The organism is Pseudonocardia xinjiangensis (assembly GCF_012911925.1).
GTDB classification, from domain to species: Bacteria; Actinomycetota; Actinomycetes; order Mycobacteriales; family Pseudonocardiaceae; genus Pseudonocardia; species Pseudonocardia xinjiangensis.
Genome location: NZ_JAAXKY010000015.1, coordinates 23,444 through 42,657, shown reverse-complemented (window position 1 = coordinate 42,657; position 19,214 = coordinate 23,444). Strand labels below are relative to the sequence as shown.

The window sequence follows — 19,214 nt, the reverse complement described above, 5'->3', positions numbered from 1 at the left end:
GAACCTCGCATCTTCTCCGGTGTGCACCGCCGCGACAACGTAGCCAATCCGGGCCCCTTGTGGATCAATCGACGGCGGCGGGCTGGCAGGGTAAGGAAACGGTCACATCCCCATGTCTCCAGAGGTCTCGTCCCCGTGTCGCCGGGTGAACGGCGAGCTGTCGCCGTCGCCGGTCCGGGATGATGGGAGTACAGGACCCGAGAGCCAGGGAGCGGATGCCGTGACGGTCGACGAGCTGGTGGTCGAGTTCGCGTTGACGCGACTCGACAACCCGGGCCTCGACCTCGAGGAGATCGCCGCACTGGTCGTCCGCCGCGTCGGACCGGACCAGATGCTCGAGTTCGCGTCGCGCAACCTCGGAGTGCGCGGTGAGCTGCGGGGCGGCGCGTTCGAGTCCGCAGTCGAGTACGTGCTCCGCACCGTGCTGCTGCTGCGGGACGACGTGGGCGACTGACGTTCCCAAGCCTTCCGCCCGTCATATGGACACATGTCGCGGTCCGAAGGGCCTTGGGAACAGCGATATGTGTCCATGTCGCGGTTCGCCCTCGGCGATCCCTGGCTCGAGGAGTTGGCGACGCGGCGGGACGTGATCGAGCGGCTGATGGCCGCGCACCTGCCGAACGACGACGGGCTGTGCGTCGAGTGCACGACCCCTGGCCACGGGACGCCGCGGGCGCCGTGGCCGTGCTCGTTGTGGACCCTTGCGGACGAGGCGCACCAGCTGCGCGCGCTGCGGAACCCCGGTCGGCCGCCCGGCTGAATCCACTCTTCGACGCCTCTTCCGGCTCGGAGCCGGGGGTAGCCTGCACCTGTGGCCGCATGGGAGCGGGCCCATCGGCTTCCGCTCGGCGCGGAGATGGCGCTGGCGTTCGCAACGGGCGTCGGCACGTTCGCCCTGGCAGCCGTAGTTCTGGAGCACATCGACTCCAGGGTGGTCGCTGCGGTCCTTGGCGTCGTGAGCTTCCTCGCCGTGGTCGCGACAGCGCGGTTCGTGAGCGTCGTGTACGCGGTCCCGGCGGGGATGGCGGGCATGCTCGCCTTCGACTGGTTCTACCTGCCGCCGACGCACCCGTTCGCGTTCCCGGACACGGCCAACCTGGTGGATCTCGTCGTCTACCTGGTCGTCGGGGTCGTCCTGGGCGAGCTGGCGGCCCACACCGCGCGCCGCGCCCGTGCCGCCGAGTGGGCCCACCGTGAGATCGCCGACGAGCAGGTGGCGCTTCGCCGGGTCGCGACCCTCGTCGCCAAGGGCGTGCCCGCCGATGACTTCTTCGCCTCGGTGGCGGCGGAGGCCGGCACCCTGCTCGACGTGCACGGCGTCCGGCTCGCCCGCTACGAGAACGGGACGGAGCTCGTGCACGTGGCCGAATGGAGCCTGCCCGGCTGCGCTCCTCCTGCCTACCAGCGCACGGAGGTCGAGGGGACGACCGTGGCCGCCGAGGTGCTCCGTACGGGGCGCGCGGTCCGCGTCGACGACTACGAGGACGTCGCCACGCCGTTCACTCGTGGCGCAGATCTGAAGTCGGTTGTCGGGGTTCCCGTCGTCGTCGACAACCGGCGGTGGGGCGTGTTGATCGCCTGGTCCGTGAGCGGCCCCCTCCCACCCGAGACGGAAGTCCGGCTGACCGGCTTCACCGAGCTGGTCGCCACCGCGATCGGCAACGCGCAGGCCCGGGTTGAGCTGCGGAGCTTCGCGGAGGAGCAGGCGGCCCTGCGGCGGGTGGCGACGATGGTGGCCGGCGGGGCGGCACCGGCCGAGACGTTCGGTTTCGTGGCAGGCGAGGTCGGCCGGTTGCTGGGCGCGGACGTCGCGGTCGTGTTCCGGTACGAGCCCGATGGCGTCGGCACGGTCGTCGGTGTGTGGAGCGTGCCCGGAGTGGATTTCCCGGGTACCGCACGGATGCGGGTGGCGGGTGGCGGCACCGCGGCGACGGTGCTGGCGACCGGCCGGCCGGTGCGGACGGAGCACTTCGAGGGCCCCGAAGGATCGATCGCGAACTGCTTCGCGCACCTCGGCGCCAGGTCGGGAGCGGGGGCACCGATCACCGTCGAGGGCCGGCTGTGGGGCGTCATGATCGCCGTGTCGCGCGCGGCGCCGCTCCCTGCCGGCGCGGAGGCGCGGCTGGCCGGCTTCACCGATCTGGTCGCCACCGCCCTCGCCGACGCCGATGCCCGGGCTGCGCTCACCGCCTCGCGCGTGCGCATCGTGGCTGCTGCCGATACCGCGCGCCGCCGCATCGAGCGCGACCTGCACGACGGCGCCCAGCAACGCCTCGTCTCACTCGCTCTGCACCTGCGCGGCAGCGTGCAGCAGGCGGTACCGCCCGGTTCCGACGATCTGACCGCGCAGCTGGACCGGGTCGTCGACGAGCTGGGCGAGGTGCTGGGCGACCTGCGGGAGATCGCCCGCGGTCTGCACCCGGCCGCCCTCGCCGAGGGCGGCCTGGGCGCCGCGGTGAAGACGCTGGCCCGCCGCTCCGCCGTCCCCGTCCGACTCGACATCCGGGTCGACACCCGGCTGCCCGAACCGATCGAGCTCGCGGCCTACTACACCGTTTCCGAGGCGCTCACCAACACGGCCAAGCACGCGGACGCCGAGGTGGTCGACGTCGAGGTGAGAACCGATGACAGCCTCCTGCACGTCGTCGTCCGTGACGACGGGCGCGGTGGCGCCGACACCGGCGGCGGGTCCGGTCTCGTCGGCCTCAAGGACCGCGTCGAGGCGCTCGGTGGCCGCTTCTCGGTGCACAGCCCGCCCGATGCCGGCACGTCCCTGTGCGTGTCCCTGCCCCTCGCCGCGCCCCACGAGCACGGGTAGCAGGACTCAGGTGCTGGTGATCAGCCCGACCACCAGGCCGAGGATCGCGGTGTTGTAGACGAACGTGATCAGGCCGTGGGCCAGCACCATCCCGCGGGCGCGGGCGGAGCGGATCTCGACGTCGGAGGTGACGAACGTCGTGCCGACGGTGAAGGAGAAGTAGACGAACTCCAGCAGCGTGGGGGCCGGCGTATGGGGGAATGAGAGCGGAGGGTCGTCGGCGCCGAGGCAGAGCTGGGCGTAGCGCTCGGCGTAGCTCAGATGCAGGATCGCCCACGCGAGCAGAACGGTGATGACGTTGACGGTCCGGATGGTGTCGGCGACGTCCCCGGTGCCCTCGACGCCGACGATCTCCAGCCCGGACCCGAGCAGGATGATCGCCGTGGACAGGCTGATGAGGTAGCTCGTGCGGCCGCGGGCCAGCCGTTCCGGCCAGTCCTGGTCCCCGCTGCTCGACCGGCGCACCCGGACCACCCGGATCCCGATGTAGCAGCTGCCCACGACGATCCAGAGCAGGCTCGTGATCATGAACGGGCGGAGGTCCGCCTCGGGATCCTCGGGGTTGACGATGGCGGCCAGGCTGGTCAGGAGCAGGAGTACGTCGACCGCCCGCGCCGCCCATCGACCTGCCGTGCGCGCCGGTGAGCCGGCGGGCCGCCGGGTCCCGGCGCCACCGGGTTCGGCGTCCGCGGGTGTCGTCGGCTCGGTCACTGTCGTCCCTGTTCATCGCGGGCGCCGTGGCGGATCGGGTTCTGCAGTCTGCCCGCTGCGGGTCGTTCCGCGAGTCATCGACAGGGGTCAGTCCCCCGGTCGTGCCTACCGGGGTGCCGTCACGAGGTGCGGTCGAAGAAGGCCGCGATCTCCGCGCGTTCGTCCGGGTCGAGGGCGAGGTCGAGTGCGTCGGATACGTCGGTGAACTGGCCCGCATTGCGGGGTGCGACGAGCGGGGCTGTGACCAGCGGCGCGCTGGCGACCCAGGCCAGAGCCAGTGCGGCGGTACCGACTCCGCGGCGGCGGGCGGCGGCGGTCAGCAGGTCGAGCCCTCGCCACGTGGGTTCGTCGAGGGGACGCAGCGAGCCGGGGGCGACCACCAGGCGGCTCCCCGGGTCCGGCGCCACGCCCTGCTGGTAGCGGCCGGACAGCGTTCCTCCGGCCAGCGGGCTGTAGGGGGTGTAGCCGAGGCAGTGCTCGGCCACGAGGCGCCACACGTCGGACTCGTCGTCCCTGTTCAGCAGGTTGTACTCGTTCTGGACCCACTCGTATCGCGGCAGGCCGTGCCGGTCCGCGGCAATGAGGGCGGACTCCAACTGTGACGCGCTGACGTTGCAGGCGCCGAAACCGCGGATCCGGCCGGACTCGAGCAGGCCCGCGAACGTCTCCAGCGTTTCCTCGATCGGGGTCTCGTCGTCCGGGCCGTGTGACAGGTACAGGTCGACGCGGCCGAGCCGTTCTTCACTGATCGCGAACTGGCGCGTGATGTGCTCGGCGGTCAGCGTGACGCGGCGCTGTTGCGGTGACACCAGATTGCCGACCTTGGTGGAGATCAGCATCTCGCTGTCGGGGTGCTCGATGCTCCACAGCCCGACGACCTGTTCGCTGATTCCTCCCGAATAGGAGTCGGCGGTGTCCAGCACGGTGATGCCCAGCGTGTCGGCCGCGTCGATCTGGGCCAACCCCTCGTCGACGCGGAGACCCTTGCGCGGGTGCTCGCCGGAGTGCCGATACCGCCGATCGATCCGCATCCGAGCAGGACCTGCGACACGGTGAGGCCGGTGCCCCCGAGGGGCCGTTGTTTCATGCGCATGGGTTTGTCCTCGGCTCGGGATGACCGATGATCATCGGGGCCGTGACGCAATGTCAACGGCGCTGCGGAGGAAGTTGCCCGAACGGGCCGGGATCGGCATCCGGACTACGTCAATATCGGGTGATATGTCGTTTTCGACGATTTCGCTGCGCACCTCGTGATCGTGGGCGGCTCGGATTCCGCCCTCGCCCGAGGTCCGGGGATTACTGTGCGGGGAGTGAGCGGATTTCCGCAGACTCGTGTCCCGGTCCGGCCTCCTGTGTCGCCGCCTCCTGCCTCCACCCGTGTCCCCGAGAGCGCGCAGTCCTGGGCGCTGGGGAGACGGGAGGACGCCCGCCTGGTGACCGGAGCGGGCAACTACGTCGGTGACCTCAAGGTCGCCGGCTGCCTCGATGCGGCCTTCGTGCGCAGTACCGTCGCCCACGGGCGGCTGCTCGCGGTCGACACGAGCGCGGCCGCCGAGGTCGACGGCGTCGTCGGGGCCTGGAGCGCTGCGGACCTGGGCGACGATCTGGCCTTCGTCCCCCCGTTCTTCCCGTCCGCCGGCGGCGAGGATCCGCGCAGGTGTGCGGCACTGGCGGTCGACCGGGTGCGGTACGTCGGGGAGCCGCTCGCCGTCATCGTCGGCACCGACCGCTATGTGGCGGAGGACGGGGCCGACGCGGTGCGGGTGGACATCGACCCGCTGCCCGCGCTGGTCGACCCCGGGGAGGCCGCCGCATCGTCGACGTGGCTCTTCGACGGGGTGGACAACGTCGCTACGGAGATGGAGTTCGGGACGCCCATCGACGACGAGGTGTGGCAGCGGGCCGCCGTCGTGGTCGAGGGCGCCTACCGGCAGCCGCGCCTCGCGCCCACCCCGATGGAGCCGCGGGCGATCCTCGCTGTCCCCCAACCCGACGGGCAGCTGACCGTCTGGGTCTCCCACCAGGCGCCCCACCGGCTCCGCAGGGACCTCGCCTCGGCGCTGGGGCTCGACGCGGAGCGGATCCGGGTGCGGGTCGCCGACAGCGGCGGCGCCTTCGGGACGAAGAGCGGGACCTTCGCCGAGTACCTGTCGGTCGTCGGGCTGGCGGTGAAGCTGGGCCGTCCGGTGCGGTGGCTCGAGGACCGCGCCGAGACGCTGTCCGGTTCCACCCACGGCCGCGGCCAGAACCAGCGGGTGCGCCTGGCCGCCGACGAGAACGGCCGGATGCTGGCGCTGGCGCTGGAGGTCGACGCCGACGTCGGTGCGTACCCGAACACCGGGTTCGTGGCCGCCGAGACGGGGCAGGCCGCCGCCGGGGTGTACCTGACCCCGAACGTGCACGCCCGGATCCGGGTGGTCGTCACCAACACCACCCCCACCGCCCCGTACCGCGGCGCCGGACGTCCCGAGCAGGTCTACGCCGTCGAGCGCACCGTCGACCTCCTCGCCCGCCGCCTCGGCATGGACCCTGCGGAGCTGCGGCGGCGCAACTTCATCCCGCCGGAGGCGTTCCCGTACCACTCACCCACCGGCCGGGTCTTCGACAGCGGGCAGTACGAGCTGGCCCTGGACAAGGCGCTGGAGCTGGTCGACTACACCCACTGGCGCGAGGAACAGCAACGGCGTCGGCGCTCGGGCAGCGAGCGGCCGCTCGGCATCGGGCTGTGCAGCTTCACCGAGCGCTCGGGCCTCGAACAGGCGCCCATGGCAAACGAGTGGGCTTCCGTCGACGTCGCGCCCGACGGGAGCGTCACCGCCCGCGTCGGCACCTGTTCCACCGGCCAGAGCCACGAGACGGTCTTTCCGGAGCTCGTGGCGCGCACCCTCGGCATCCCGCCGGGCCGGGTCTCGCTCATCGAGGGCGACACCGACGAGACGGCGCAGGGCATCGGCACCTTCGGCAGCCGCTCGATGCAGGTCGGAGGCGCGGCACTGCACCGGGCTGCGTTGGAGCTGATCGAGGAGGCGAGGCGCCGCGCGGGGGAGCCGGACGCCCGCTACGCCGACGGCACCGTGATCACCGGTCAGCGCAGCTGGACGCTGGCTGAGCTGGCGGCGGCGTCGCCGGAACCGCTGCGGGCCGGTGGTGTGTACGACACCCCCGCTGCCTTCCCCTTCGGGACCTACGTGGCGGTGGTCGAGGTCGACCGCGAGCTGGGCAACGTACGCGTGCTGCGCCTCGTCGCCGTCGACGACTGCGGAGTGGCGGTCGACCCGGAGATCGTGGAGGACCAGACGCGCGGAGGCATCGTGCAGGGGCTCGGCCAGGCGCTGTACGAGGTGATGCCCTACGACGACCAGGGCGTGCCGCAGGCCGACGGGCTGCTCGGCTACCTGCTGCCGACGATCGGCGAGCTCCCACCCATCAGCCTCGACACCACCGTCACCCCCAACCCGAACACCGCGCTGGGGGCCAAGGGCGCGGGCGAGGCCGGCTGCATCGGCACTCCGCCCGCGATCGTCAACGCCGTCATCGACGCGCTGGGACCGCAGCCCGCCGGCACGGCCACGGACATCGGCGGCATGCAGCTGCCGCTGACCCCGGAGACCTGCTGGCTCGCAGCCGCCGGCCAGGAGGTGGCCCGATGAAGCCGGCACCCTTCGACTACACCGCCCCGGCGGAGCTGTCCGACGCCGTCACCGCGCTCGCCGAGCGGCCGGAGACGGCCCGGGTGCTGGCCGGCGGCCAGAGCCTCGTGCTCGAGATGCACTACCGCCGCGAGCGTCCCGCGCTGCTGGTCGACATCAACAACGTACGCGAGCTGGACACGATCACCGCGGACGGCGACGCGCTGCGAGTCGGTGCCCTCGCCCGGCACCGCGCCTTCGAGACGCCCACCGTGGCGCCGGGGGCGCTGGGTCGGCTGCTGAGCCGGGTCAGCCCGCTCATCGCGCATCCGCCGGTCCGGGCGAGGGGCACCATGGCCGGCAGCCTGGCATGGGCCAACCCGGTCTCCGAGTGGTGCGCCACGGCCGTGGCCCTGGATGCCGGGATCGAGCTGACCGGGCCGGCGGGCAGCCGCCTGGTGGGTGCGGGCGAGTTCTTCCTCGGCCCCTTCCGCACCGCGCGGCAACCGGACGAGATCCTGACGTCGGTACGGCTGCCGCTGCTTCCGGGGGCGGAGACCGGCACGGTCGGCGTCGGCTTCTGCGAGCAGCACCGCACGCACGCCAGCTTCGCCCAGGTCGCGGTGGTCGCCGTGCTGACACTGCGGGACGGGGTGATCGTCGAGGCCCGCCTGGGGCTGGCCGGGGCGGCCGACCGGCCGGTGCGCGCGCACGAGGCCGAGCGCCATCTGGTCGGCAGAGAGCCCGAGCCCGACGTCTTCGCCCAGGCCGCCGCCCTGGCCGCAGCGGGCGCCGACCCACTCTCCGAGCCGCACGCCGGCGTCGAGTACCGGCGGCACGTGATCGGCGTGCTCGTCCGGCGCGCGCTGGTGCAGGCCCGCGAGGACAGCGAGAGCGCGGACTTCTTCAGCGGCGCGGGCCGCGACGGACACGACGGCTGGGAGGCACGATGACAGGGCGGATCCCGGTACGGCTCACGGTCAACGAGACGCCCTACGATGTCACGGTCGAGCCACGACGGCTGCTGGCCGACGTGCTGCGCGAGGACTGCGACCTCACCGGCACCAAGCTCGGCTGCGAGCACGGCGTGTGCGGATCCTGCACCGTCCTGGTCGACGGCGAGGGGGTGCGTTCCTGCCTCATGTTCGCGGTGCAGTGCGCCGGCCGCGACATCCGGACGGTCGAGGGGCTGACGGCGGACGGCGAACTCCACGCCTTCCAGGAGGCGATCTCCGCCGAACACGGCCTGCAGTGCGGGTTCTGCACAGCCGGTTTCGTGATGCTGGTGGTCGGCGCCCTGCAGGAGGACCCCACCATCGCCGAGGATCCCGAACGCCTGGACGGGCTGCTGGCCTCGAACCTGTGCCGCTGCACGGGCTACGAGGGCATCCGGCGCGCGGTGCTGCGCGTGTACGGCAAGGACGGCACGCGCCAGGAGAACGGGACCGCCGAGGACTGAGCGGGGATCAGCCGTCGCGTCGCCGAGCCACGAAGAGGAGCGCATCCTGCTCGTCGAGGCGGTCCGCACCGGCTGCCTCGGTGAGAAGACCGTTCGCGACCATCTCGCCGAGCTCTGCCCGGAGGTCGTCGGCGTGCTCACGCCACAACCCGTAGAGCCGACGCCAGTGCTCGTGGTGGAACGCGTTGGGCATGCGTGCCTCGAGATCGAAGCCGGCGTCGTCGAGCAGGTGGTCCCACGAGTCGGGAGTGCCGGGCACCACGGCCCGGTTCTGCGCCGCGGTGAAGACCAGGCGCCCGCCGGGCGTGAGAAGGCGGTGGACCTCACGCAGCGCTGCGGCGCGGTCGGGAGCGAAGGGCAACGCGTCGATGCTCACCGCGCCCTGAGCGCTGCCGGCTGCCAGCCCGGTGGAGTCGAACTCGCCGACCCGGAACGAGGCCCGGCCCTCGGCGAGGAACCGCGGTGACCGCGCCCCCGCCAGCTCGATCGCGACCGGACTCAAGTCGACTCCGACCAGGCGGGCGGACAGGGCCCGGGCGAGCCACAGGCCAGGACCGCCGCGGCCACACCCGAGATCGAGGAGGGTGTCGTCCGGCTTCAGCCGGAGGCCGGCCACCACCTGCCCGAGCAGCCACCAGCAGCACGAGCTGAAGGGGTCGACCTCTGCCGGGTACTGGTCGCCCAGCGCTCGGGCCCAGAGCTCCCGTACCAGGCGGCTCTTGTGCAGAACCCGGAAGGCCAGGTCGTAGCTCTCGGACTCGCTGACTGATTTGTCTGATTCACTCATCAGGAAGAAGATCCCACGAACCGGGCCGACCGCGCTCAGCGGCTGGCTACGGCCAGCCGCACGCCCAGGCCCACCAGGACGGTGCCGCTGACCGCCTCCAGCCGACGGCGTATTCGCGGCCGCCGGAACCAGGTGCCCGCCCGGGCCACTCCCGCGGCGATGGCGAGGTAGAAAGCGATCTCCAGCACGAGGTACGCCACCTCCGATGCGGCGACCAGTGCGGCGAAGCCGCCGGCCGCGAGCAACGCCCACACGTAGAGCCCGGCCTCCAGGCCGAGCACGGTGGGCACCGCGCCGCGGAAGCCGTGCAGCGCGGCCCGTCGCATGATCAAGGCCATCGCCGGCCCCGGCGACGCGGAGATCAGGAGCACCGCGATCACGAACGTCGGCACGGAGGCGGCAAGATCCACGGCCCGATGCTGTCAGGGGGACGGCGGCGGGTGCCAGCGGATTCCGGCTGCGCAGCCTGCGGGAAAGGTCCTGAAACCGTCGTGAAGCCGCGCTGAATTCGCCGGGCCGCACGCTCTCGTCGTCGTGGCAACCAGGGCCACGCGGGAACACGAGGGGCCGATGAACACCACACCATCGCCGTCCGCGATCGCGGCGGCCGGACTGCGCAAGTCGTTCGGCGACAAGGTCGTCCTCGACGGTGTCGATCTGCGCGTCCCGGCGGGAACGGTCTTCTCGCTGCTCGGCCCGAACGGTGCCGGGAAGACCACTGCCGTCCAGATCCTGTCCACGCTCATCAGTGCCGACGCCGGCGAGATCCACATCGCGGGCCACGACCTGGCCCGGGACCCCGACGCCGTACGGGCCGTGATCGGCGTGACGGGACAGTTCTCCGCGGTGGACAACCTCCTCACCGGCGAGGAGAACCTCCAGTTGATGGCCGACCTGCACCATCTGGAGCGGGGGGAGGGCCGGCGCCGCGTGGCCGGGCTGCTGGAGCGGTTCGACCTGCGGGACGCGGCCCGGCAGTCGCCCGCCACCTACTCCGGAGGGATGCGGCGCAAGCTCGACCTGGCGATGACGCTGGTCGGGGACCCGCGCGTGATCTTCCTCGACGAGCCGACCACCGGGCTGGACCCGCGCACCCGCCGCACGATGTGGGAGATCATCCGCGAGCTCGTGGCCGGCGGGGTGACGATCTTCCTCACCACCCAGTACCTCGAGGAGGCCGACCAGCTCGCCGATCGGATCGCGCTCCTCGACCACGGACGGATCGTGGCCGAGGGCACGGCGGCCGAGCTCAAGCGGATGGTGCCCGGCGGACACGTCAGCCTGCGGTTCACCGATCCCGCGCGGCTCGACGCCGCCGCTCGGGTCTTCGCGGGGTCCGCACGCGACGACGAGGCGCTCACCCTGCAGGTCGCGGGTGACGGGGACGTCCGGTCGTTGCGCGCTCTGCTCGACCAGCTGGACCGGGCAGCCATCGAGGTGGACGAGCTGACCGTGCACACCCCGGACCTCGACGACGTCTTCCTGGCCCTCACCGGCCGCCCCGCCGAAGAGCAGCAGCCGCAGTCGCAGCCGCAGAAGGAGCTTGCCCGATGACCACGCTCGCCTATGCCGCCCGTGACTCGCGGACGATGTTGCGCCGCAACGTGCGCCGCATGGTCCGCTACCCGTCGCTGACCCTGATGCTCATCGGGATGCCGGTGGTCTTCCTGCTGCTGTTCGTCTACGTCTTCGGAGGCACCCTCGGGGCCGGGCTCGGCGGCCCGGCCGGCGGTCGTGCCGACTACGTCGCCTACGTGGTGCCCGGGGTCCTCGCGATGACGGTGTCCGCAGCGGCACAGGGCACGGCGATCTCGGTCTCCATGGACATGACCGAGGGCATCATCGACCGGTTCCGCACCATGGCCATCTCCCGCGCGTCGGTGCTCACCGGCCACGTGGTCGGCAGCATGATCCAGACACTGCTCGGCATCGTGGTGGTCTTCGCGATCGCCGTGCTCGTCGGCTTCCGGACCACCGCGGGTGTGGGGGGACTGCTCGGGGCGCTCGGTCTGGTCGTGCTCTTCACGCTCGCGCTCACCTGGCTGTCGGTCGCGTTGGGCCTCAACGCGAAGAGCGTCGAGACCGCGAGCAACACCCCGATGTTCCTGGTGCTGCTGCCGTTCCTGGGCAGTGGGTTCGTGCCCACCGACTCGATGCCGGCCGCCCTGCGCTGGTTCGCCGAGTACCAGCCCTTCACCCCGGTCATCGAGACGCTGCGCGCCCTGCTGACGGGCAGCGCGGCCGGTGGCAGCGCGGTGCTCGCGATCGCCTGGTGCGTGGTGATCGCCCTGGCCAGCTACCTGTGGGCGAAGCGGCTCTTCACCCGGGAACGGACCCGGTAGGGCGGGCTCACGGCCGTGCCCCCAGTGCCTGAAGGGCGGCTCCCCGCAGCTCGTCGCGACCCAGTCCGGCGTACCTCGACACCGCGTCGAGGTACGCCGGACCGTCGGCCTGTTCTGCCGCGGCGCGGGCCCGGGCCGACGACATCGTCGGCTGGAACGTCCGTACGAAGTGGAACCGCTCGGCGAGGGCGACGAGCCGCACCCCCGACGCGGTCGCGCGGGTGTCCCCGAGACGCCGTCCACGATCGAGGTCCACCGTCGCCAGCGCCAGCAGGAGCGCACCGTGCAGCGGTAGCTCGACGAAGTGGCCCGGCTGCCGCTCGGCGGGCTGGGCGAGCATCGTCGTGAGGGTCCGCGGCAGCTCCTCGGTGATCTCCTCGACGAGATCGAGCCGGCCGTGCCGGGCGTGCGCGACGACGGTGGCGGCGAGGACCTCGACCAGCCACGGACCCACACCGATGGCCCCCTCCGCGGGATGCCGCAGTCGGTCGACCGCGCAGCGCCAGAGCTCCAGACCGGCGTCGACCTCGCCCCGGAGGAGCAGGATCTCCGCGCGCGCGATGAGGTCCTCCCGGAACGGTGAGGCCGTCTCGTCCGTCAGGTCGGCGGTCGCCTCCTTCCACCGGCGTTCTGCCTCGTCGACGTCCTCGAGCTGCAGGTCGGTGAGGACCTGCGACCACCGGACGCCGGTCTCGAACAGCCCCATCTCCTCGAGCAGCGAGGCCTCCTCGAGGTGGTGCCGAACCTCGGCGCCGCGCTCCTCCTGCAGGAACAGCTCGGCGAGCCGGGCGTGAGCGGTCGCCCGGAGCCAGGGGGTCGCCGGTCCCTCGAACGCGGCCACCATCCGTTCGGCGGCCGCGACGGCGCCCGCGCGATCGCCCTCGTGCTGCCGGACGTAGCTGGCAAGGCCGCTCGCGATCCCGGCGAGGCACGGCTCGCGGCTGGTGGACATCGCGTCGAGCACCGTTCGGTCCGGGCCGGAGAGCTCCCGGGCCTGCAGGAGCACCGCGGCGACGGCCCGCATCGGCGTGTCCGGCGGAGCGGGAGGAAGCCGGTGCAGCACCACCAGCGCGCGCACCGCGCGGGGTCCTTCCAACATGAACGTGGTCGCGGCGGAGATCGCGGCAGCCGTCCGCGTGACCTCGACGAGCCCGGGCGCGGGCCGGAAATGCGACAGGGTCCACGCCGTTTCCTCGGCCAGCGCCGCCAGCCGGGGGTGGTTGGCCTCGACGAGCCACAGGGTGGCCAGCACGGCCGTGACGGCGGCGACGGTCGCGCCGTCGCCGCGGGCGAGCCCCAGCCGCAGTGCCTGCACCAGGTTGTCCTGCTCGGCCCGGATGCGAGCCGCGGCTCCGACGGGGTCGGTGCCCAGCGGCGACTCGTGCTGCGCGATGCCGAAGTCGCGGGCCCAGGCGAGGAGCCCGGCGACGGCGCGCTCGTCCTCGCCTGCCTCGTGCCGGCGCGCGGCGCTGAACTCCCGGACCGTCTCCAGCATGCGGAAACGCGTCCCCGACGGCGTGTCGGTGACCTTCAGCAGCGACTGGTCGACCAGATCCTCCAGGACAGCGAGCGTGCCGTCGCCGCCCAGGAGGTGCTCCGCGGCCTCGGCCGCGAACCCGTCCGGGAAGATCGACAGCGCGCGCATCGCGGTGCGGTCAGCGGGGTCGAGGAGGTTCCAGCTCCAGTCCACCACGGCGTGCAGGGTGCGGTGTCGCTGCGGTGCGTCCCGCGGCCCGCCCTGCAGCAGCGCGAAGCGGTCCTCCAGGCGCCGGGCGATCTCGGCGACCGACAGCACCCGCACCCGGGCAGCGGCCAGCTCCACGGCGAGCGGCAGCCCGTCGAGGTGCCGGCACAGCTCCACCACGGCCGCGGCGGGGAGATCGACGCCGGGACGGGCGGCCCGCGCCCGGCTGCGGAACAGCTCGACCATGGTCGGCAGGTCCAGCTCCGGCAACGCGTACACCGACTCCGACGAGAGGCCGAGCGGGGCGCGGCTCGTGGTGAGCACGCGCAGCTCGCCGGTCATCGAGACCAGCGCCTGTACGAGCTCGGCGGCGCCGTCGAGGACGTGCTCGCAGTTGTCCAGCACCAGCAGTGCGGGCCCGGTCCCCAGAGCGCCGAGGAGGCCGCTGAGCAGATCCGGCTGGAGGGTGCGATGCGCGAACGGCGCTCGCCGCGACTCGCGGACGTCGAGCACCGAGGCAACCTCGGCGGCCACGTCGTCGTCCGTCGCGACGCCGGCCAGCCCGACGAAGTGCACGACGCGCTGCTCCGCCTGCCGGCTCACGACGTGCGCGAGCCGCGTCTTGCCGAGGCCGCCCGGTCCGACGATCGAGGTCACGCGGGACGTCCGCAGCAGAGTGGCCACCGCGACGACGTCGTCGTCGCGGCCGAGCAACGCGTTGGGCTCGTGCACGACCCCGTGCCGGACCGCGGGCGCCTGGCCCTGCAGGAGCTGCTGGTGGAGGGCCTGCAGCGCCGGGCCGGGGTCGGTTCCGAGCTCCTCGCGCAGCCCGCGGCGGTAGGCGTCGAACCGGGCCAGGGCCGCCGAGGGTCCGGCCGTGGCCGCCTCGCAGCGCAGCAGCTCCAGCAGCACCTCCTCGTCCCGCGGCCGCTCCACGGCGAGCCGGGCGAGCCCGTCGAGCGCGTCGGCGTGCCGGGCCACCCGGGCGAGCGCCAGTGCCCTGGCCCGCACCAACGCCCGGTACGTCGGCAGGCGCTCGGCGCGCAGGGCCGACACCGGATCGTCCGTCATCGCGTCGCCGTCGGTGCGGCCCTCCCACAGCGCGAGTCCCGCCTCCGCCTGCGCCAGTGCGGCGGCGTGGTCGCCGGCCCGGGCGTGCTGAGCGCTCGCCGACGCGTTCAGCAGCAGCGCCGATGCGTCGACCTGGTCCTCGCCGAGGGACAGCCGGTAGCCGGTCGGTGTGCTGGCGATGACGCCGGCGCCCAGCAGGGCGCGGGTACGCGAGACGAGCACCTGGAGCGCCTTGGTCGGGTTCTCCGGCTGCTCGTCCGGCCAGAGTCCCTCCACGAGCCGGGCGGTGCTGCAGCCCGTACGCAGGTCGGCGGCGAGCAATGCGATCAGGCCGCGGAGCCGAGGGCCGGTGATCTCCTGTCCGCGGAACGCGACCCGCGGCAGGAGGGCCAGCTCGGTGGTCACCGCCGTAGGTTAGAGGGAGAACCATTGTTGCCGGACACGATCGAGGTCATCACCGGGCGTCGGCCATGCTGCCGACTCTCAGGCGTCCGATCCGGGAAGGTCTTCGCGCAGCAGGCCGAGGGCCTGCAGGGCGGGGCGGTTGCTGCAGGCGAAGAGCACGGCGTCCTCGCCCGCGGAGGTGTTGACGAACCGGTGGGGCTGCCAGCCCGGCACGGCGATCACGTCCTTGGGGGCGAAGTCGAAGCGCTCGTCGCCGATCTCCATGTACCCCTCGCCGTGCACGACGTGCACGATCGTGCTCGCCGTGGTCCGGCGGGCGCGTCCGTGGAAGCGCGGCCGGAGCCTGCTGATCTTGCAGTCGATGGTGGGCAGCACCGGGCCGCCGGTCCACGGGTTCGTGTACTCCAGGACGATCCCCTCGGACTCGCTGCCCTCGGCGTCGTCGGCGATCGCGGCGAATGCCCGCGCCGTCTCCTGCCAGGGATAGTTGCCCACGGGCGACGCAGGCCCGGCCGCCGGCAGCCACGCCGGGTTGAGGCGGCCGTGGATGAACTGACGGCTCGACAGATCATCGGGCACGAGCGATTTCTGCGAGCGATCCCCGAACAGTTCGAAGAAGCCGGCTTCGAACGAGTTGGTCAGCGGGAAGTCGAGGCCGTCCAGCCAGATCATGGGGCGGTCGCCCTCGTGGTAATGGTCGTGCCAGTGCATCCCCGGTGTCATGAGCAGGTCACCGGGGTTCATGTGTACCCGCTCGCCGTTCACCGTGGTGTAGGCCGACTCACCCTCGATGATGAAGCGGAAGGCGTTGGCGGTGTGGCGGTGGGCTTGGGCGGTCTCACCGGGAAGGATGATCTGGAGCCCGGCGAACAGGCTGTTCACCGTGGCCGGAGGGTCCTGCATGCCCGGATTGATCAACATCAGTACCCGGCGCTCGGCCTCCTCCAGTGAGAGTGTGTCGGCGAAGTGCAGGGCGAGTGGCCGCAGTGCCGCGTACTCCCAGCGGTGCGGCCGGGCGGCGCTGCGCGGCTCGCGGAGGAAGAGGTCTCCGAAGTATCGCCACAGCGGTGCAGAATCGAGGCCGGCGAGCGCGTCGTAGGCCGGGTCCGTCTTGGCGGCAGACATTTCTTCCTCTTTACTCAACCCATGAGAAATGGTTGATCGATAAGATGCTCCGTGTACGGAGCAATAATTGCACGCTATGGGGAAACGGGCCCCAGCGCAAGCTCGCTGCCGGTGATCTGCCCGTCCGCGGGGCCGGCTGTCGACGAGTGACCGCGCACGTGGCCTCCGCGCGTCGGTGATGGTCGTGGTCGCGCGTCGCCGGGCCTCGCCACCGGTTCGGACATCGAGGACCAGGACCGATCGATCCGAGACACTCTACTTTGCATACAGTATGCCGTAACGTGTCGGCGGTGACCGATGCCTGGAAGCACCGTCCGACGATGTCCGGGGAACACGTCCGGCTCGAACCACTGACAGCGGAACACGCCGGAGGCCTGTACAAGGCGGGTTCCGACCCCGCCGTATGGACCTGGCTCGCCGTCCGCCAGCCCGACGACATCGGGGGGATGCGCAAGCTCGTCGACAACATCCTCGCCGATGGCACCCGGCTCGCCTGGGCGCAGGTGGATGCCGCGACGGGCGAGGTCGCCGGCACGACGTCCTTCTATCAGATCGACGCCAACCATCGGATCCTGTCGATCGGTCACACCTGGATCGGCAAGCCGTGGCAGCGCACCCCGCTCAACAGCGAGTCGAAGCTGTTGATGCTGCGCCACGCGTTCGAGGAGCTGAGCGCCAACCGCGTCTCGCTGGAGACCGACATCCGCAACGAGGCGTCGCAGCGCTCGAACGAGCGTCTCGGAGCGCAGCGGGAAGGCGTGCTGCGGGCCCACCGGATCCGGCCGGACGGCACTCTGCGCGACACCGTGGTCTATTCCGTGATCGCCGAGGAATGGCCGGGCGTGCGCGAGAGCCTGGTGGCGCGCCTCGCCCGCTGACCGCGGATGCCGCGGCGGCGGGCACCACGACGGGGCACGGGCCCCGACGGTGTTCGCCGCCGCAGGCTGCTTACGGTCTCGAGCTCATTCTCTCGGGCATGCAGGCGACCAACAGCCGGTGATCGGCCCCGGGCCTCAGCTCCGCCGTCGCCAGACGAGGCCGACGATGAGGCCCACGAGGAACATGGCGGTGAGGGCCGCCCACAAGGGCATGACGACGATCGGGATGATCACCCGGATGGCGGCCGGTTCGCGGTTCTCGATGATGAACACGAAGGTGAGGAGCAGCAGTACGGCGCCGATCAGAACCCGGGCGGACGGCCGCCGCCGGTTCTGATCGGTGCGCTTCGACGCTGCCTTCCCATGCGCTGCCGGATCGGTCATCGCGGGGCCTCCCCGCCCGTTCGCCCCGTCACGGACGTACTCGGCCGCCCCGCTGCAGGAGACACGTCGTGGGTCGCCATGGCCGGTCCCAATCCCGTCCTGTCCGGCCGCGGTTCGACCGGGCGTGGGCCGCCACCATCACCCGGTGCGCGGGGCGGCGGATCATCCGAAAAGTGTGATTCGGGGTCCTCTCCGGCACTCGCGACCCCGCCGGGACGGTGCCGGACCTGCCTCGCGACGGCTTCGCGGGTGGCTCGGACACAGGCCCTGATGGGCACCATGGTCACCAGTTGCCCATTCCGGTGAATCCGGAGGAGTCGGTTGTGCAATCAGTCGACCCGAAAACCTTGCGATCTTCATCACCGCGGCCGCGTCTGGTTTCGCTGACCTCCACCCAGCAGGCTGATGGAGCGCGCTGATCGTGGATGCCTTTCCGCTGCAGACCGACCTGCCGGTGAGAAGTGGCAGACGCACGTTGCTGGTGTCCATTCTCATCACACGTCTGGAAGTGATGGCGTTGGCTTCCGTACTGAGTTCCCGTCACGTGCTCGCGGCCGCCGTCGACGGTCCGGTCCTTCTTCCCGGCGATGACGGTTACGCCGAGGAGGTGGCCACCATCAACCTTTCCGTGCACCATCGGCCCGCGGTGGCCGTGGGCGCCACCGGCGCCTCCGACGTCCAGGCTGCCGTGCGCTTCGCGGCCGCGTACGACCTTCCCGTGGCCGTCCTCCTGACCGGGCACGGACCGTCGGTGCCCATCGACTCCGGGGTCCTGGTCAACACCCGGCGGATGACCGGACTCACGATCGACCCGGTCGCCCGGACCGCCAGGGTCGAGGCCGGGGTGTGCTGGCAGCAGGTGGTCGACGAGGCCGCGAAATCGGGGCTCGCCCCGCTGGCCGGGTCGTCACCGACGGTCGGCGTGGTCGGGTACACGCTCGGCGGCGGGATCAGCGCCACCCTGGCACGGGCGTTCGGATGGGCCGCCGACCACGTCCGCCGGATCGACGTGGTGACCGCGGACGGGCAACTCCACCACGTGACGCCGGGTTCCGAGCCGGACCTGTTCTGGGCGCTGTGCGGCGGCAAGAGCAACTTCGGTGTGGTGACGGCGCTGGAGTTCACGCTTTTCCCGGTCACCCGCTTGTATGCCGGGAACCTGTTCTACTCCGGCGAGCACACCCGTGAGGTGCTGCGCGCCTATCAGAAGTTCGCGGCGCAGGCGCCCGATGACCTGACCTCGTCGATCGCCCTCCTCCGGATGCCCGACCTTCCGTTCATTCCCGAGTTCATGCGGGGAAAGCTGACCGTCAACATCAGGATCTCCTACCTGGGTTCGAAACACGAAGGCGAGGAGCTGATCGCGCTGCTGAGGGCGGCGGCGCCGGTGCTGCTCGACACGGTCGCCGACATCCCCTACGCGGATTCCACCTCCATGTTTCCGGACTCCGGCGAGCCGGTCGCCGCGGTCGAGCACTTCGCACTGCTCACCGCGATGACGGCCGCGACGGCGGATGCCATCACGGAGGTCGCCGGTCCGGGTGCCGACTCCCGGATCTCGATCATCGACATCCGCCAGATGGGCGGCGCGCTCGCCGGGACCGCCGGGAACCGCAACGCGGTCGGGAACCGGGACGCGGCCTTCGCCGTCTTCGCCCTGACCTTCGTCCCGCCCGGTGAGGTCGCCGGGTCCGAGGCATCCGGCCTGGAACTGATGGAGGGGTTGCGTCCCTGGGTCAGTCCCCGGAAGCACCCGAGCTTCCTCTCACCCGCGGACGCTGCGGTGGAGGAGACGCGCAAGGCTTTCGACGACGCGACCTACCAGCGTCTCCGGTCGCTCAAGGCCGAGTACGACCCGGCCAACATGTTCCGGTTCAACCACAACATCCCGCCTGGTCCCACAGCGGGTTCGTAGCGTCAT

General features: G+C 71.7%; 17 protein-coding genes. 10 read left to right on the top strand and 7 right to left on the bottom strand.

What is annotated here, in order from left to right; genetic code table 11:
• Positions 1-220 precede the first annotated feature (220 nt).
• The 3 genes from HF577_RS07385 to HF577_RS07375 all read left to right on the top strand — a co-directional run bounded on the left by HF577_RS07385 (position 221) and on the right by HF577_RS07375 (position 2,818).
• Positions 221-454 (top strand): hypothetical protein, encoded by a 234-nt coding sequence (locus tag HF577_RS07385; RefSeq protein ID WP_169394990.1) that lies wholly within the window; start codon positions 221-223, stop codon positions 452-454.
• Positions 455-529: 75 nt separating this feature from the next.
• Entirely contained in the window at positions 530-760 is a 231-nt protein-coding gene (locus tag HF577_RS07380) for a hypothetical protein (protein WP_169394989.1), read from the top strand.
• A gap of 51 nt (positions 761-811) precedes the next feature.
• Positions 812-2,818 (top strand): GAF domain-containing protein, encoded by a 2,007-nt coding sequence (locus tag HF577_RS07375; RefSeq protein ID WP_169394988.1) that lies wholly within the window; start codon positions 812-814, stop codon positions 2,816-2,818.
• A 6-nt stretch (positions 2,819-2,824) separates the two neighbouring features.
• Here HF577_RS07375 and HF577_RS07370 read toward each other — a convergent pair whose 3' ends face one another.
• The gene (locus HF577_RS07370; RefSeq protein WP_169394987.1) at positions 2,825-3,529 is read right to left on the bottom strand and encodes a DUF1345 domain-containing protein; all 705 of its coding nucleotides are present in this window, start codon (positions 3,527-3,529) and stop codon (positions 2,825-2,827) included.
• Between the two features lie 119 nt (positions 3,530-3,648).
• A complete protein-coding gene (locus tag HF577_RS07365) occupies positions 3,649-4,560 on the bottom strand; it encodes an aldo/keto reductase (protein ID WP_169394986.1) in 912 nt (303 codons plus the stop codon).
• Between the two features lie 402 nt (positions 4,561-4,962).
• On the opposite strand from HF577_RS07365, the gene HF577_RS07360 reads away from it, so the two are divergent.
• The 3 genes from HF577_RS07360 to HF577_RS07350 are packed head-to-tail and all read left to right on the top strand — an operon-like array spanning position 4,963 to position 8,617.
• Positions 4,963-7,179 (top strand): xanthine dehydrogenase family protein molybdopterin-binding subunit, encoded by a 2,217-nt coding sequence (locus HF577_RS07360; RefSeq protein ID WP_169394985.1) that lies wholly within the window; start codon positions 4,963-4,965, stop codon positions 7,177-7,179.
• Positions 7,176-8,111, top strand: coding sequence for an FAD binding domain-containing protein (locus tag HF577_RS07355; RefSeq protein WP_169394984.1), 936 nt, complete (start codon positions 7,176-7,178; stop codon positions 8,109-8,111). The genes HF577_RS07360 and HF577_RS07355 overlap by 4 nt, the downstream gene beginning before the upstream one ends.
• Positions 8,108-8,617: a (2Fe-2S)-binding protein gene (locus HF577_RS07350; protein ID WP_211173914.1), complete on the top strand. Its 510-nt coding sequence runs from the start codon at positions 8,108-8,110 to the stop codon at positions 8,615-8,617. Before HF577_RS07355 ends, HF577_RS07350 begins: the two co-directional genes overlap by 4 nt.
• A gap of 7 nt (positions 8,618-8,624) precedes the next feature.
• On the opposite strand, the gene HF577_RS07345 is transcribed toward HF577_RS07350, so the two are convergent.
• Both HF577_RS07345 and HF577_RS07340 read right to left on the bottom strand, forming a co-directional pair.
• Positions 8,625-9,404: a class I SAM-dependent methyltransferase gene (locus HF577_RS07345; RefSeq protein ID WP_169394983.1), complete on the bottom strand. Its 780-nt coding sequence runs from the start codon at positions 9,402-9,404 to the stop codon at positions 8,625-8,627.
• A 35-nt stretch (positions 9,405-9,439) separates the two neighbouring features.
• Positions 9,440-9,814, bottom strand: a complete 375-nt coding sequence (locus tag HF577_RS07340; RefSeq protein ID WP_169394982.1) for a LysE family transporter — start codon at positions 9,812-9,814, stop codon at positions 9,440-9,442.
• A gap of 160 nt (positions 9,815-9,974) precedes the next feature.
• On the opposite strand from HF577_RS07340, the gene HF577_RS07335 reads away from it, so the two are divergent.
• Positions 9,975-10,958: an ATP-binding cassette domain-containing protein gene (locus tag HF577_RS07335; protein ID WP_169394981.1), complete on the top strand. Its 984-nt coding sequence runs from the start codon at positions 9,975-9,977 to the stop codon at positions 10,956-10,958.
• Entirely contained in the window at positions 10,955-11,746 is a 792-nt protein-coding gene (locus HF577_RS07330; protein ID WP_169394980.1) for an ABC transporter permease, read from the top strand. The genes HF577_RS07335 and HF577_RS07330 overlap by 4 nt, the downstream gene beginning before the upstream one ends.
• Before the next feature lie 7 nt (positions 11,747-11,753).
• On the opposite strand, the gene HF577_RS07325 is transcribed toward HF577_RS07330, so the two are convergent.
• Positions 11,754-14,906 carry an ATP-binding protein gene (locus HF577_RS07325; protein WP_169394979.1) on the bottom strand — a complete coding sequence of 1,051 codons (3,153 nt, stop codon included), beginning with the start codon at positions 14,904-14,906 and terminating at the stop codon, positions 11,754-11,756.
• Positions 14,907-14,984: 78 nt separating this feature from the next.
• On the bottom strand, positions 14,985-16,031 hold the full coding sequence (locus tag HF577_RS07320; RefSeq protein WP_169394978.1) for a cupin domain-containing protein: 1,047 nt from the start codon (positions 16,029-16,031) through the stop codon (positions 14,985-14,987).
• 320 nt (positions 16,032-16,351) lie between these two features.
• Here HF577_RS07320 and HF577_RS07315 point away from each other — a divergent pair, with 320 nt between their 5' ends.
• Positions 16,352-16,909 carry a GNAT family N-acetyltransferase gene (locus HF577_RS07315; protein WP_169395021.1) on the top strand — a complete coding sequence of 186 codons (558 nt, stop codon included), beginning with the start codon at positions 16,352-16,354 and terminating at the stop codon, positions 16,907-16,909.
• 135 nt (positions 16,910-17,044) lie between these two features.
• On the opposite strand, the gene HF577_RS07310 is transcribed toward HF577_RS07315, so the two are convergent.
• Positions 17,045-17,293 carry a DUF1049 domain-containing protein gene (locus HF577_RS07310; protein ID WP_246265989.1) on the bottom strand — a complete coding sequence of 83 codons (249 nt, stop codon included), beginning with the start codon at positions 17,291-17,293 and terminating at the stop codon, positions 17,045-17,047.
• 517 nt (positions 17,294-17,810) lie between these two features.
• Between HF577_RS07310 and HF577_RS07305 the strand changes: the two genes are divergently transcribed.
• Positions 17,811-19,208: an FAD-dependent oxidoreductase gene (locus HF577_RS07305; protein WP_246265988.1), complete on the top strand. Its 1,398-nt coding sequence runs from the start codon at positions 17,811-17,813 to the stop codon at positions 19,206-19,208.
• Positions 19,209-19,214 lie beyond the last annotated feature (6 nt).